Annotated in this window: 12 protein-coding genes; 5 read left to right on the top strand and 7 right to left on the bottom strand. The window is 67.1% G+C overall.

Annotated elements, in window-relative coordinates:
- Positions 1-42: 42 nt before the first annotated feature.
- The 4 genes from N4G42_RS22255 to N4G42_RS22240 form a co-directional block, all read right to left on the bottom strand.
- Positions 43-948, bottom strand: coding sequence for a DMT family transporter (locus N4G42_RS22255; protein WP_260668756.1), 906 nt, complete (start codon positions 946-948; stop codon positions 43-45).
- Positions 945-2,108 (bottom strand): tRNA preQ1(34) S-adenosylmethionine ribosyltransferase-isomerase QueA, encoded by a 1,164-nt coding sequence (gene queA / locus N4G42_RS22250; RefSeq protein ID WP_260668755.1) that lies wholly within the window; start codon positions 2,106-2,108, stop codon positions 945-947. Before queA ends, N4G42_RS22255 begins: the two co-directional genes overlap by 4 nt.
- Before the next feature lie 91 nt (positions 2,109-2,199).
- Positions 2,200-3,156: a 1-phosphofructokinase family hexose kinase gene (locus tag N4G42_RS22245; RefSeq protein WP_260668754.1), complete on the bottom strand. Its 957-nt coding sequence runs from the start codon at positions 3,154-3,156 to the stop codon at positions 2,200-2,202.
- A 3-nt stretch (positions 3,157-3,159) separates the two neighbouring features.
- Entirely contained in the window at positions 3,160-4,440 is a 1,281-nt protein-coding gene (locus tag N4G42_RS22240; protein ID WP_260668753.1) for an HD-GYP domain-containing protein, read from the bottom strand.
- Between the two features lie 111 nt (positions 4,441-4,551).
- Here N4G42_RS22240 and recG point away from each other — a divergent pair, with 111 nt between their 5' ends.
- The 5 genes from recG (at position 4,552) to N4G42_RS22215 (ending at position 10,824) form a co-directional block, all read left to right on the top strand.
- Positions 4,552-6,711: an ATP-dependent DNA helicase RecG gene (gene recG / locus N4G42_RS22235; RefSeq protein ID WP_260668752.1), complete on the top strand. Its 2,160-nt coding sequence runs from the start codon at positions 4,552-4,554 to the stop codon at positions 6,709-6,711.
- Positions 6,712-6,752: 41 nt separating this feature from the next.
- Positions 6,753-7,718, top strand: a complete 966-nt coding sequence (locus tag N4G42_RS22230) for a LysR substrate-binding domain-containing protein (protein WP_056747872.1) — start codon at positions 6,753-6,755, stop codon at positions 7,716-7,718.
- Positions 7,719-7,864: 146 nt separating this feature from the next.
- Positions 7,865-9,598, top strand: coding sequence for a dipeptidase (locus tag N4G42_RS22225; protein ID WP_260668751.1), 1,734 nt, complete (start codon positions 7,865-7,867; stop codon positions 9,596-9,598).
- 153 nt (positions 9,599-9,751) lie between these two features.
- Positions 9,752-10,270 carry a Dps family protein gene (locus N4G42_RS22220; protein WP_056065336.1) on the top strand — a complete coding sequence of 173 codons (519 nt, stop codon included), beginning with the start codon at positions 9,752-9,754 and terminating at the stop codon, positions 10,268-10,270.
- Positions 10,271-10,455: 185 nt separating this feature from the next.
- Positions 10,456-10,824, top strand: a complete 369-nt coding sequence (locus N4G42_RS22215) for a response regulator (protein WP_056747877.1) — start codon at positions 10,456-10,458, stop codon at positions 10,822-10,824.
- Positions 10,825-10,950: 126 nt separating this feature from the next.
- On the opposite strand, the gene N4G42_RS22210 is transcribed toward N4G42_RS22215, so the two are convergent.
- Genes N4G42_RS22210 through N4G42_RS22200 form a run of 3 tightly spaced genes read right to left on the bottom strand, consistent with a single transcriptional unit; the run spans position 10,951 to position 13,584 of the window.
- Positions 10,951-12,075 (bottom strand): hybrid sensor histidine kinase/response regulator, encoded by a 1,125-nt coding sequence (locus N4G42_RS22210; RefSeq protein ID WP_260668750.1) that lies wholly within the window; start codon positions 12,073-12,075, stop codon positions 10,951-10,953.
- Positions 12,076-12,127: 52 nt separating this feature from the next.
- A complete protein-coding gene (locus tag N4G42_RS22205; RefSeq protein WP_260668749.1) occupies positions 12,128-12,751 on the bottom strand; it encodes a chemotaxis protein CheB in 624 nt (207 codons plus the stop codon).
- Complete coding sequence (locus tag N4G42_RS22200) at positions 12,748-13,584, bottom strand: CheR family methyltransferase (RefSeq protein WP_260668748.1); 837 nt, start codon at positions 13,582-13,584, stop codon at positions 12,748-12,750. The genes N4G42_RS22205 and N4G42_RS22200 overlap by 4 nt, the downstream gene beginning before the upstream one ends.
- Between the last annotated feature and the right edge of the window lie 8 nt (positions 13,585-13,592).

Raw genomic sequence — 13,592 nt, 5'->3', positions numbered from 1 at the left:
TGCTCAGGCATATTGCACTAGCGCTACCGGCTGTTTTGGTGCTTAACGTGTCTCGCGCACGGTCAGCCAGGCGCTGGCCGCGCCGCTGAGCACGATGGCCGCAATGCCCGCCATCGACCACGCATCGGGCACATGGCGGTACACCAGCCAGCCCGCCAGCATGGCAAACCCGATCTGTGAATACAGGAACGGCGCGATCGTCACTGGCGTGGTGCGCGCATAGGCGTTGAGCAGCAGCATGTGGCCCACCGCGCTCGACAGGCCCATGGTGAACATGCCGGCCCACAGCCACGGGTCGCTCACCGGCTGCCAGAAGAACGGCACGCCCAGCGACACCAGCGCAGTGGCGATCCAGCTGGTGTAGAGCTGCGTGGTGGCGGGGCTCTCGTGCCCGGCCATCTTGCTGCTCAGCACCTGGTAGCCGGTGCCCGCAGCCAGCATGCACAGCGGCCACAGCAGCGCCCAGGTGAAGGCCTCACCGCCGGGCCGGATGATGGCCAGCGTGCCCGCCAGGCCCGTCACCACCAGCAGCCAGCGCAAAGGGCTCACCGGCTGGTGCAGCCACAGGGCCGCCACCACCGTCACACACAGCGGCACCGTGGCCACGATGGCCGTGAACTCCGCCAGCGGCAAGGCCGTGAGGCTGATGAAGCCGAACAGGCTGGTCATGGCGAACAGCGCGCCGCGCAAGGCCTGGAAGCGGGGCTGTGTGGTGCGCAGGGCTGGGCGCCCCGCCCGTTGCAGCACGAAGGCCGTGGTCAGCAGCGACTGGAATACATAGCGCATCCACAGCGCCATGACGATGGGCACACCCACACTGACCAGCTTGCTCGCGGTGTCCAGCAGCGCAAAGAACGCGCAGGCCGTGACGGCCAGCGCGATGCCTGCCAGCGCCGCACGCCGGCGGGCTGCAGGGCTGGTCGACGACGCAGGGCCGGGTGGACTCACGGCGTGCCGCGCGCACGCTCCAGCAGCATGGCGTCGCCATAACTGAAGAAGCGGTACTGATGCGCAATGGCGTGCCGGTACAGGCCCATGATGTGGGCGTAGCCCGCAAACGCGCTCACCAGCATCATCAGCGTGCTCTTGGGCAGGTGGAAGTTGGTGATGAGCACATCCACCACCTGGAATGCAAAGCCCGGTGTGATGAAGATGTTGGTGTCGCCCGAGGCCTGGCCCGTCTTCGCCCAGGATTCGAGTGTGCGCACGGTGGTGGTGCCCACCGCCACTACGCGGCCGCCGCGTTGGCGGCAGCGCTCCAGCGCGGCCAGCGTGGCCAGTGGAATCTCGTACCACTCGCTGTGCATCTGGTGCTCGGCCAGGTTCTCGGTCTTGCAGGGTTGGAAGGTGCCTGCGCCCACGTGCAACGTGACGCTGGCGCGCTCGATGCCGCGCGCCGCCAGGTCGGTCAGCACGCCTTCGTCAAAATGCAGCGCGGCCGTGGGCGCTGCCACGGCGCCGGGGTTGCGGGCAAACACGGTCTGGTAGCGCTGGCTGTCCTCGGCCTCGTCGGGGTCGTGGTCGGTGTTTTGCTGGCGCTCGATGTAGGGCGGCAGCGGCAGGTGGCCGTGGCGGTCCATCAGCTCCCAGGGCGACTCGCCTGCGGGGCCGTGCAGCGCAAAGCGGAACAGCGGGCCGTCCTCGGTGGGCCAGCGGCCCAGCAACTGCGCATCAAAGCCGCCCGCCTTGCGGCCACCGGCCATGTGCACCACGCTGCCGGGCAGGGGCTTCTTGCTGACCTTCATGTGGGCCACGACTTCGTTGCCCGGGTTGCCAGCCTCGGCGGGCAGCACGCGTTCGATCAGCAACTCCAGCTTGCCGCCGCTGGCCTTCTCGCCAAAGATGCGCGCCTTGACTACGCGCGTGTCGTTGAAGACGAGCAGGTCGCCCTCGCGCAGCAGTCCGGGCAGCTCGCGAAAGATGCGGTCTGCCGGCTGCATGGCGCGGCCATCGAGCAGGCGCGAGGCGCTGCGCTCGGGCGCGGGGTGCTGTGCAATGAGTTCGGGGGGCAGCGAGAAGTCGAAGTCGCTGAGGGTGAACACGCGGGGCGTGGAAGGGCCGCCGGAGGCGAGGGGCGCACTGGTTGCGCCGCTGGAGAGATCAGTCATCGTGCTTGAGGGCCGAACGGGCCCGTGCCAAGGTAAAAAATTGCGGAAGGCGCGATTGTCCCACGGGGCTGCAGCCCCTGCAGGCGCGGTGCTAGGGCGAGGTGGTGAATGCCACCGGTGCCGGTACGCTGTGCACCAGCCGTTGCACGTCATCGGCCTGGGCCAGGGTGGTGCCCGGGTGCAGCAAGGCGGCAGCGCCTGCGGCCACGCCCCAGCGCAGCGCCTCGGCGGGCGCATCGCCCCGGTCCAGTGCCCAGACCAGTGCCGCCAAAAAGCAGTCCCCAGCGCCCGTGGTGCCGGTCGTAGCGGGCACGTTCAGCGCTGGCGCCTGCCATACCCCCTCCCGCGTGGCCAGCACGGCGCCTTGCTCGCCCACCGACAGGGCCACGGTGTCGGCGGCGCCGCTGCGCACCAGCGACTGGGCGGCAGTGCACCAGTCGGCCGCCTGTTCCAGGGGCTGTTGCAACAGGTCGCGCAGCTCGCGCAGGCTGGGTTTGACCAGCGCCACCCCGGCCTGCAATGCCGCCGCCAGCGGCGGCCCCGAGGTGTCGACGGCCACCCGCACGCCCCGGCCGGATGCTGCGCGCGCCAACTGGGCGTAGAAGTCGTCCGGCGTGCCAGGCGGCAGGCTGCCGCTGGCAATCAGCCAGCGGGGTGGCGGTGTGTGGGTAGCCAGCGCATCCAGGCAGGCCTGCCACTCGCTGGCCTGCAGCGTGGGGCCGGGCAGCACAAACCGAAACTCCTGGCCCGTGCTGGTCTCGACCACCGAAAAGTTCTCGCGCGTGTCGCCCGCAATGCGCTGCAGCCGCGTGAGCACGCCCTCGTCGGCCAGCAACTGCTGCACCTGGGCGCCCGCCGCGCCGCCCGCCAGTGCCCACGCGCTCACGTCCGCGCCCAGGCGGTGCAGCACCCGCGCCACGTTGATGCCGCCGCCCCCCGCAAACCGCCGCACCGGGCCGCAGCGCAGTTTGTGTGTGGGGGCCACGTGGTCGGTGGTGGTCGCCAGGTCGAGGGCGGGGTTGAGCGTCAGGGTGATCAGTGCGAGCATGGGCTACCAGACCTTGTCGGAGAAGCCGGACCACAGCTCGTCCAGGTCGGGAAAGCGCCACTTCTCGGGGTCTTCGCGTGCCACGATCTTCTCGTTGCAGTCCGGGGCGGCCAGGTTCACCACCTCGGGCGGAATGCGCAGATCGGATTTGGTCGAGAAGAACACCTTGACCATCGGGGTAGTCAACGCTGTGGGGGACTGCTCCGTCACCACCCCGATGCGGCCCGAGGTCAGCCGCACCAGCGAGCCCACGGGGTAGATGCCGATGCTTTTGACAAACGCCTGGAAGATGCGCGCGTCGAAATGGTCCTTGGTCCACTCGGCCATGCGGCGCAGCGACTCGGCCGGGTCCCAGCCGCGCTTGTAGGGCCGGTCGGAGGTGATGGCGTCGTACACATCGCAAATGGCCGTCATGCGTGCGATCACGCTGATGCCGTCGCCCTGCAGTTTGTCCGGGTAGCCCGAGCCATCGATTTTTTCGTGGTGGTGCAGGCAGGCATCCAGCACCGCGTCGGGCACGTTGCCGCCCTCCTTGAGCATGTGGTAGCCCTCCACCGGGTGGCTGCGCACCACGGTGAACTCCTGGTCGGTGAGCTTGCCGGGCTTGTTGAGCACGGCCAGCGGGATGGCCGCCTTGCCCAGGTCGTGCAGCAGGCCCGCCATGCCAGCGAGCCGCTGCTGGTCTTCCTTGAGTTTGAGCTGCTTGGCCAGGGCCACCATGAGTGCGCACACCGCCACCGAATGCATGTAGGTGTAGTCGTCGGCCGTCTTCAGCCGCGCCAGGCTGATGAGTGCGCCGGGGTTGCGCGTGACGGAGTCCGAAATCTCCTCCACCAGGCTTTGGGCGCCTGCAGAGTCCACCGCCCGGCCCATGCGGGCCTCGTTGAACATGGACACCACGGCTTCCTTGGACTTGACGCAGATGGCGGCGGCCATCTTCAGTTCGCTGTGCATGTCGGCCGGTTTGCGGTCCCGCCTGGGTGGCGGGGGGGGCGACGGTAGTGTCACCTTGATGGGGGGCAAGTCTTCCAGGCGGCTGAAGTCGGTCTCGATCTGCGCATCCACCTCCTCGCGGGACATGGATGCAGTGCCCTCCGCCACGTCCAGGCCCTTGTCGGTGTCGATCCAGATTTCCTGGATGGCCGTGGCCTGGATGCGGGCGAGGTCCTTGGGATCCTTGAGCAGGAACTTGGCCCGCCAGAAGGGGTGGTCCATCCACGAGCCGCAAAACTCGTGCAGGTACATGCCCAGGGTCAGGTGTTGGATTTGAATGCGCTTGAGCATGGCGGGGGCCCCGGACTCGAAAACACGCCGTTATCAGGCGTTAGCAATGGTAACCATGGTAGCCTTTTCGGGCTGCGATCTCCGCTCGTTTTCCCTAGCAATTTGCTCCATATGCCCGCCGCCACCCCAGCCCTCGCCAAAACCACCGTGCCTGCTGCCGCACCGGCAGCGCGCGGCCAGGGCGCTGCCTCGGTGGCACAGAAGGCGCTACAGAAGCTGGGCTTGCGCCGCGACATCGACCTGGCACTGCACCTGCCTTTGCGCTACGAGGACGAAACCCGCATCACCCCGCTGGCCAATGCGCGCGACGGGCAAACGGTGCAGATCGAGGCCACGGTCACTGCCAGCGAGATCCAGCTGCGCCCGCGCCGCCAGCTACTGGTGCAGGTGGAGGACGACACGGGGTCGTGCGAACTGCGCTTTTTCAGTTTCTACCCCTCCCACCAGAAGACGCTCTCCGTAGGCGCGCGCCTGCGCATCCGGGGCGAGGTCAAGGGTGGCTTCTGGGGCCGGCAGATGCTGCACCCGGCGTTCCGTGTGGCAGGGGGCGAGTTGCCTGCGGCATTGACGCCGGTGTACCCCACGACGGCGGGGCTGCCCCAGCCCTATCTGCGCCGCGCCGTGGTCAGTGCGCTGACGCGGGTGGATTTGTCGGACACCCTGCCACCCGGTGCGGAGCCACCGGTGGCACGGATGTATAGCCTAAATGGCCTGCAGCGCAGGTTCAGCTTGCGCGAGGCGCTCACTTTTTTGCACCACCCCACCCCGGATGTGGCGCTGTCCACGCTGGAGGACCACAGTCACCCCGCCTGGCAGCGCCTGAAGGCCGAGGAGTTGCTGGCCCAGCAGCTGTCGCAGCAGCAGTCGCGGCGCGAACGCGACATGCTGCGCGCGCCGGTGCTGCGGCCCCGGCGCAGTGCCGACGGCGCCTTGCCATTGCACGAACAGTTGATGGGCGTATTGCCGTTTGACCTGACGGCGGCCCAGCGCCGCGTGGGCGAAGAGATTGCGGCCGATCTGGCCCGCCAGGTGCCCATGCACCGTCTGCTGCAGGGCGATGTGGGTTCGGGCAAAACCGTGGTGTCGGCCCTGGCCGCCTGCCTGGCCATGGACGCGGGCTGGCAGTGCGCGCTGATGGCACCCACCGAAATCCTGGCCGAGCAGCACTTTGCCAAGATGATCGGCTGGCTCGAACCGCTGCTGGCCGCACACGGCCGCAAAGTGGCCTGGCTGGTGGGCGGGCAAAAGAAGAAGGACCGTACTGCCATGCTGGCGCTGGTGGCCAGCGGCGAGGCGGCGCTGGTGGTGGGCACGCACGCCGTGATCCAGGACCAGGTGCAGTTCAAGAACCTGGCGCTGGCCATCATCGACGAGCAACACCGCTTTGGCGTGGCGCAGCGGCTGGCCTTGCGACAAAAGTTGGCGGCCCACGGCATGGAGCCGCACATGCTCATGATGAGCGCCACGCCCATCCCGCGCACTTTGGCCATGAGCTACTACGCGGACCTGGACGTGTCGGTGATCGACGAGCTGCCGCCAGGCCGCACGCCCATCGTGACCAAGCTGATTGCCGACAGCCGCAAGGACGAAGTGATCGAACGCATCGGCGCGCAGGTGGAGGCCGGGCGGCAGGTGTACTGGGTGTGCCCGCTGATCGAAGAGAGCGAGGCGCTGGACCTCTCCAACGCCACCGCCACACACGCCGACCTGAGCGAGGCCTTGCCGGGCTGCATGGTCGGCCTGCTGCACTCGCGCATGCCCACCGCTGAGAAGAAGGCCGTGATGGCGCTCTTCACCAGTGGTCAGATGGGCGTGCTGGTCAGTACCACGGTGATCGAGGTGGGCGTGGACGTGCCCAACGCCTCGCTCATGGTCATTGAACATGCCGAGCGTTTTGGCCTCTCGCAATTGCACCAGCTGCGCGGCCGCGTGGGGCGCGGCGCGGCGGCCTCGGCCTGTGTGCTGCTGTACGCCACCAACGACAGCGGCCGCGTGGGCGAAACCGCCAAGGAGCGCCTGCGCGCCATGGCCGAGACCAACGACGGCTTCGAGATCGCCCGGCGCGACCTGGAGATCCGGGGCCCCGGCGAGTTTCTGGGCGCCCGCCAGTCGGGCGATGCGCTGCTGCGGTTTGCCGACCTGGCGACCGATACCCATCTGCTGGAATGGGCGCGTGAACTGGCCCCCCAGATGCTGGACCGCTACCCGGAATTGGCCGCCAAACACGTGGCGCGCTGGTTGGGTGGAAAATCGGACTATCTCAAGGCATGAGACGCTCAGAACGACACTGACGTGGCCCGCAGGAACACACCATGACCCTCACCGAACTCAAGTACATCGTTGCGGTGGCCCGCGAGAAGCACTTTGGCCATGCGGCCGACGCCTGCTATGTGTCGCAACCCACGCTCTCGGTGGCCATCAAGAAGCTGGAAGAAGAGCTGGACGTGAAGCTGTTCGAGCGCAGCGCGGGCGAAGTCACGGTGACCCCGCTGGGCGAGGACATTGTTCGCCAGGCGCAAAGCGTGCTGGAGCAGGCCGCGGCCATCAAGGAAATCGCCAAGCGCGGCAAGGACCCGCTGGCCGGTCCGCTCACGCTGGGCGTGATCTACACCATCGGGCCCTATCTGCTGCCCGAGCTGGTGCGCCAGTCCATCACGCGCACCCCGCAGATGCCGCTGATGCTGCAGGAGAACTTCACCGTCAAGCTGCTGGAGATGCTGCGCACGGGCGAGATCGACTGCGCCATCCTGGCCGAGCCTTTCCCCGACACCGGCCTGGCCATGGCGCCGCTGTATGACGAACCCTTCATGGCGGCCGTGCCCAGCACGCACCCCTTGGCGGCCAAGAAGTCGGTCACGGCTGCCGAGCTGAAAAACGAAACCATGCTGCTGCTGGGGGCGGGCCATTGCTTCCGGGACCATGTGCTGGAGGTGTGCCCCGAGTTCGCGCGCTTTGCGAGCAACGCCGAGGGCATCCGCAAGTCGTTTGAGGGCTCGTCGCTGGAGACCATCAAGCACATGGTGGCCGCCGGCATGGGGGTGACGCTGGTGCCACGCCTGTCGGTGCCGCGCGATGCGTTGCTCACGGTGTCGCGCCGGCGCAAGAGCGACGAGACCTACATCCGCTACCTGCCCATCCGTGAGGAAGACGGTGGCCCACCGCCCGTGCGCCGCGTGGTGCTGGCGTGGCGCCGCAGCTTCACGCGCTACGAAGCCATTGCCGCCCTGCGCAACGCCATCTATGCGTGCGAGCTGCCAGGCGTGACGCGACTGTCCTGAACGGCTGCTGGGCACTGATTCGCTTCCTGGAATCGGCGCTACACTCCCGCCGCCCCTGCGCAGGTCCACCCGGCCCGGGCAGGCCCTGCTCCACGGCGCCCTCTGCCCATCGGCGGTCGGTGCCTTTGCCCCCACAAGAGGTTCTTATGAAGACGCTCTGGCTTACCGCCACGCTGGTTGCCGCCCTGACGGCTTGCTCCACCCCCACCCCCCCACCCGTAGCCCAGACGCTGAAGAAGCCTGCGCTCGACCGCATTGCGGCCGCGCCTGCTGCCGCTGCAGCAGCGGACTTTCGCCAGTTCCTGGCGCTGGCTGCACAGATGCAGCCCCAGCTGCAGACCGCCGTGTCGGCATACCTGGCGCACAAGCCTTTGGTGGGTGATGACCTGGTCAACATCAGCCGCTTGCTGGGTCTGCACAACCGCTTGCGCAACCAGCCGGCGGTGATCGACGCCACGGCGAAGATGGTGGCCATTCCCACGGTGCGGGCCGACAAGGTGCCGCCGCACGAAGACAAGCACATCATTGCGTTCGGTGCCTTGGTCGAAGGGATGGCCAAGGACTTTGGCCTGCAGTACCGCAATGTGGACAACCGCATCTTTGAAGTGAAGCTGCCCGGCAGTGGCCCCGAAGAGTTCGGCATCCTCACCCATGCCGACGTGGTACCCGTGGTGGCCGACGAATGGGTGCTGGACGATGGCACGAAGCTTGACCCCTTCCAGCTGACCCGCGTGGGCGGCAACCTGTATGGCCGGGGCTCCATTGACGACAAGGGCTCCATCGCCACCGTGCTGTTTGCGATGAAGGCTGTCAAGGACAGCGGCCTGCCGCTGGCGCGCACCATCCGACTCATGATCGAAACCACCGAAGAAACCGGTGGCGACGCGATGAAGTACTACCGCGCCAAGACCTCGCTGCCTGAGTACAACATCGTGCTCGATAGCAAATATCCTGCGGTGGTGGCCGAGAAGGGCTCGGGTGCGCTGCGCACCACCTTTGCCTTGGGCGCCGCGGCAGGCAACCAGCCCACCATCGTGGCCATGGCGGGCGCCGCATCGGCCAACGCCGTGCCCCAGACGGCCACGGCCCGCCTGCGTGGCGGCAACGCCGATGCCACCACCCGCCAGCTCAGCGCTGGCAAGGACGCCTTTATCGGCAAATACACCAGCCAGGGCGGCAAGTTCAGCATCGATGTGGCGCGTGAAGGTGCAGACGTCTTGGTCAAGGTCACGGGCGCATCGGCCCACGGCTCTCGCCCCGAAGAGGGCGTGAACCCGCTACCGCGCCTGGCGCTGTTTCTCAAGGAGTCGGACCTAGCGCTGGCCCCCAACGGCTACGCGCAGGCCGTGCGTTACCTCACAGACCTGTATGGCACCGACTACCTGGGTCGTACGATGGGGCTGGCCTACAGCGATGACTTCATGGGCCCGCTCACGATGTCTCCCAACCTCATCCGCGAAAAGGATGGCAAGGTCGATGTGCTGGTGAACGTGCGCATGCCCCGTGGCAACACGCCCGAAGCACTGGCCAAAGCCACCACCGAACGCATCAAGGCCTGGGGCACCCAGGCCGGCGTGGCGGTGGAGGTGGACCACAACCAAGGCAACTGGATGGCCCGCGACCCCAAGGGCGCCTGGCTGGCCACGTTGCTCAACACCTTTGGCGACACCACCGGCCTCGAAGCCAAGCCCGTGCCCACGGCCGGTAGCACCACCGCCAAGCTGATGCCCAACGCCATCAACTTTGGCCCTGCCATGCCTGGCAAGAAGTACACCGCCCACAATGCCAAGGAGTTCAAGGAAGTGGCGGACCTGGATGCCGACATGCAGATGTTCACCGAAATGCTGGTGCGCATTGGCAACTTGCCGCACATGCAATAAGCCTGTGGGGCTTGGCTCCGCTTGCGTTTTCTTGACCCAGGTGCAAGGCATCGGCCTTGGCTGACATGGGGGACCAGTTGCTTGCGCTACAGTATTTGAGGACCCCGCACAGCGCGGGGTGTTTCATGTTCTCCGCACGGAAGGAACCTCCCCATGGCCAAAGCTCCTGGCAAAGCCGCATCCGGCAAAACCTCTGCCCCCAGCATCAACATCGGCATCAGCGACAAGGATCGCGCTGCCATCGCTCAGGGCCTGTCGCGCCTGCTGGCCGACACCTACACGCTGTACCTCACCACCCACAACTTCCACTGGAACGTCACGGGCCCCATGTTCAACACCCTGCACACCATGTTCATGGCGCAGTACACAGAACTGTGGAACGCGGTGGATCCGATTGCCGAGCGCATCCGCTCGCTGGGCCATGTGGCACCAGGTTCTTATGCCGAGTTTGGCAAGCTGGCGACGGTGCCTGACGCCCCCGCCAAGCCCCCCAAGGCGCTGGACATGGTGCGTGTGCTGGTTGAGGGCCACGAAGCCGTGGCCCGCACGGCGCGCAGCTTGTTCCCTCTGGCCGACAAGGCCAGCGACGAGCCCACGGCCGACCTGCTGACCCAGCGCCTCACGGTGCACGAACAGACGGCGTGGATGCTGCGCTCGCTGCTGGAAGAATAAAAGGGCTCTCCTTCCCCTGCGCGCGTCGGTCGACGCACGGCCCGGCTGCGCGCGAGGGAGATGGCACAGGCGCGCAGAATAGCGCCTTGTCCTACACGGCGCAGCACGGTCGCCTGCGCATGATGCGGGTTTTGGTCATGCTCCCTTTCCGCAGGACGGCATGGCGGATCAACTCCCTGTGATGTATGCGAATCCTGTACGTTGAAGACAACCCGGAGCTGCGCGAGACCATCGGCATGCTCATGGAAGGCGAAGGCCGGACGGTCACGCCCTGCGCCTCTGCCGAAGAGGCGCTGGCGCTGGATGCTGGCGACCCCTTTGACGTGCTGGTGACAGATGTCAGCCTGCCCGGCCTTTCGGGCACGGATCTGGCCCGCCAACTGCTGGCAGATGATCCGCAGCGCTGGGTGGTGCTGTGTTCCGGGTATGAACTGGGCAGCCATCCGAGCAATTGGGGGCCGAACGTGCGCGCCTTGCTCAAACCCTTCGAACTGGAAGAGCTGGAGCAGCTGCTCGATTCCATCCAAAGCGCGCTGGCCTCGGCCGCCGGCTGACGCTTGCGGGCACCGCCCGCTCGCGGTTTGTCTCCCCCCTGTCATATCACCCTGGTAGCGCCTTCACGGCTTCCGGCGGTCGGCTTGTCTGCTGGTGGGCACGCTGGCTGCGCGTGCTTGGCATGGTCAACTGCGGTGCGGGCGCGCTGGCGAATGGCGCGGCAGTGTCACCTGGAAGGTGGCGACATTGTCTTGCGACCTGGCTTCGATGGTTCCACGGTGGGCCCGCACGATCTGGTGTGCAATAAAAAGCCCCAGCCCCAGACCCTGGTGGCGGCCAGGCTCGCGTTCTCCTCCCCGGAAAGGGTCGAACAAATGCGGTAACAGCTCGGGGGGGATGGTGCCGCCGTTGGCCACCGTGATGCTCACCTGCTCGGGGCGGGTCCCGTCCACCGCAATTCGTACGGGGTGGTCGGCGCTGCCGTGGTGCAGTGCATTGCCGACCAGATTGGTGACCACCTGGCACAGGCGCTCCGCATCCCAGGTGCCTGCCAGGTCTCCCTGCAGGGTGGAATCGATGGGGCGTTCCGGGTGGCTGGTGGCCACCTCGTCCAGCGTGCGCTGCACCAGCGCCTGCATGTGGGCAGGGCCCAGCTGAAGGGCCAGCCCACCCGCCTGGCGGATGCGGGTCACGTCCAGCAGGTCTTCGATCATGTGGCCCATGCGCTGGCTGGCGCCCAGCACCCGATCGGCCATGAGTACCGCCTTGTCGGGGGGCGGCTGGCGCTTGAGCACGGTGGCCGCCGCGACGATGGACTGCAGCGGTGTGCGCAGGTCGTGGCTCAGCACGGCCATGAACATTTCGTTGATGCGCAAGGCCTCGGTGCGCGCGCGCAGCTCGTGCGCCAGCGCCTGCTTGCGCCGGTGCAGTTCAAAGAACACGCTCGCCTTGTTGGTGAGCATGTGCGGGTCGATGGGTTTGTAGAGAAAGTCCACCGCCCCGCTCTCGTACCCCCGGAACTGCCAGTTCTGCTCGCGTGAGCCCGCCGTCATGAAGATGAGCGGAATGTGCCGGGTGCGCTCGCTGCCCCGGATCAGTTCCGCCAGCTCGAAGCCGTTCATGTCGGGCATCTGCACGTCCAGCAAGGCCAGGGCCACGTCGTCATGCGCCAGCAGCAGTTCCAGGGCCTCGGGGCCCGACTGGGCCTTGAGGATGTCCAGCCCGTCGCGTTGCAGCAGCGCCTCCAGGGCGATCAGGTTTTCCTCGACATCGTCAACGAGCAGGCATTTGGTGCGGTCGGTCTGGGGCATGGGCGGTGGGGAGGGTGGATGGGGTTCTCAAGGAAGGACGCATATGCCCGTATCAAAGCTGCTGGCGGCGGTGCAGGTCCACCAGCAGCCTGCCAATGCCTTCGGGGGGCAGGATGTGGTCAACCGCCAAGGCCGCGATGGCCGCCTGCGGCATGGTGGGCATGCTGGCGCTGGCGGGGTCTTGCACGATCGTGAGGCCGCCAGCCGCCTGAATGGCTTGCAGGCCGTGCACACCGTCTTCGTTGGCGCCCGACAGCAGGATGCCCACCAGCCGGGGGCCGTAGTGGTCTGCCGCCGATTCGAACAGCACGTCGATGGAGGGGCGGGAAAAATGCAGAGGGGCGTCCAGCGACAGCCCCACATGCGGTCCCCGGGGCCCGGCATCGACCAGCAGGTGGTAGTCCGGGGGCGCAAAGCTGACCGAGCCTGGCGTGATGGCGTCCTTGTCCTGCGCCTCGCGCAGCGCCAGGGCGCAGCGGGGCTGGAAGATGTCCACCAGCAGGCTGCGCCGGTCCCGGGGCAGGTGCAGCACGACCAGAACCGCGGCCTGCAGTGTGGCGGGCAGCGTGGGCAGCAGCTGCAAGAGGGCATCAATACCGCCCGAAGAGCCACCCACCACGACGGCGTGGTAGCCCCCCGGTGACGATGGCCTTGGCGCCAGGGCGGGGCTGGTCATCGTCCGGCCTTTTTTCGGTAGATGCGGTCCTCCAGCACGAAGTCCTCGAAGGCATCGGTGTGCGCAGAAAACCGCAATGACTCCTTGGAGCCCAGGCCCAGGAAGCCCCGGTGGCACAGCGACTCGCGGAACAACCCGAGTGCACGGTTCTGCAGGTCGCGCTCGAAGTAAATGAGCACATTGCGGCAGGACACCAGATGGACCTCGGCAAACACGCTGTCGGTGGCCAGGCTGTGGTCGGAGAAAACCATGTGCTCGCGCAAGCCCTTGTCGAACACCACGCGGCCATAGCCGGCAGCGTAGTAGTCCGACAACGAACTGCGGGCGCCGGATCGCGCATGGTTCTCGGTGAAGGCAGGCACCCGGGACAGGTCGAACACACCCGCCTCGGCGGCGCGCAGCGCGTGCGGGTTGATGTCGGTGGCGTAGATCAGCGTGCGGTCCAGCAGGCCTTCTTCCTGCAGCAGGATGGCCAGCGAATACACCTCTTCCCCCGCACTGCACCCGGCCACCCAGACCTTGAGCGAGGGGTAGGTGCGCAGCAGTGGCACCACCTCCTGGCGCAGCGCCTGGAAGTAGCTGGGGTCGCGGAACATGTCGCTCACCTGCACGGTGAGGTATTCGAGCAGCGCAGGGAACACGGCGGGCTCGTGCAGCACACGGTCCTGCAGCTGCGACAGCGTCTTGCAGTCGAACTGCACCAGCGCCGACGCCAGCCGCCGCTTGAGCGACGCCTGTGCGTAGCCCCGGAAGTCGTAGTGGTAGCGGTGGTAGATGGCATCGATCAGCAGGCGCTGCTCGATGTCTGCGGTGCGGGCCTTGCGATGGGGCATGGCGGGGC

Source organism: Acidovorax sp. K2F (assembly GCF_025246485.1).
In the GTDB taxonomy this organism is placed as follows: Bacteria; Pseudomonadota; Gammaproteobacteria; order Burkholderiales; family Burkholderiaceae_C; genus Acidovorax; species Acidovorax delafieldii.
The sequence above is the reverse complement of the archived record's forward strand: the minus strand, read 5'-3'. Positions and strand labels throughout refer to the sequence as shown.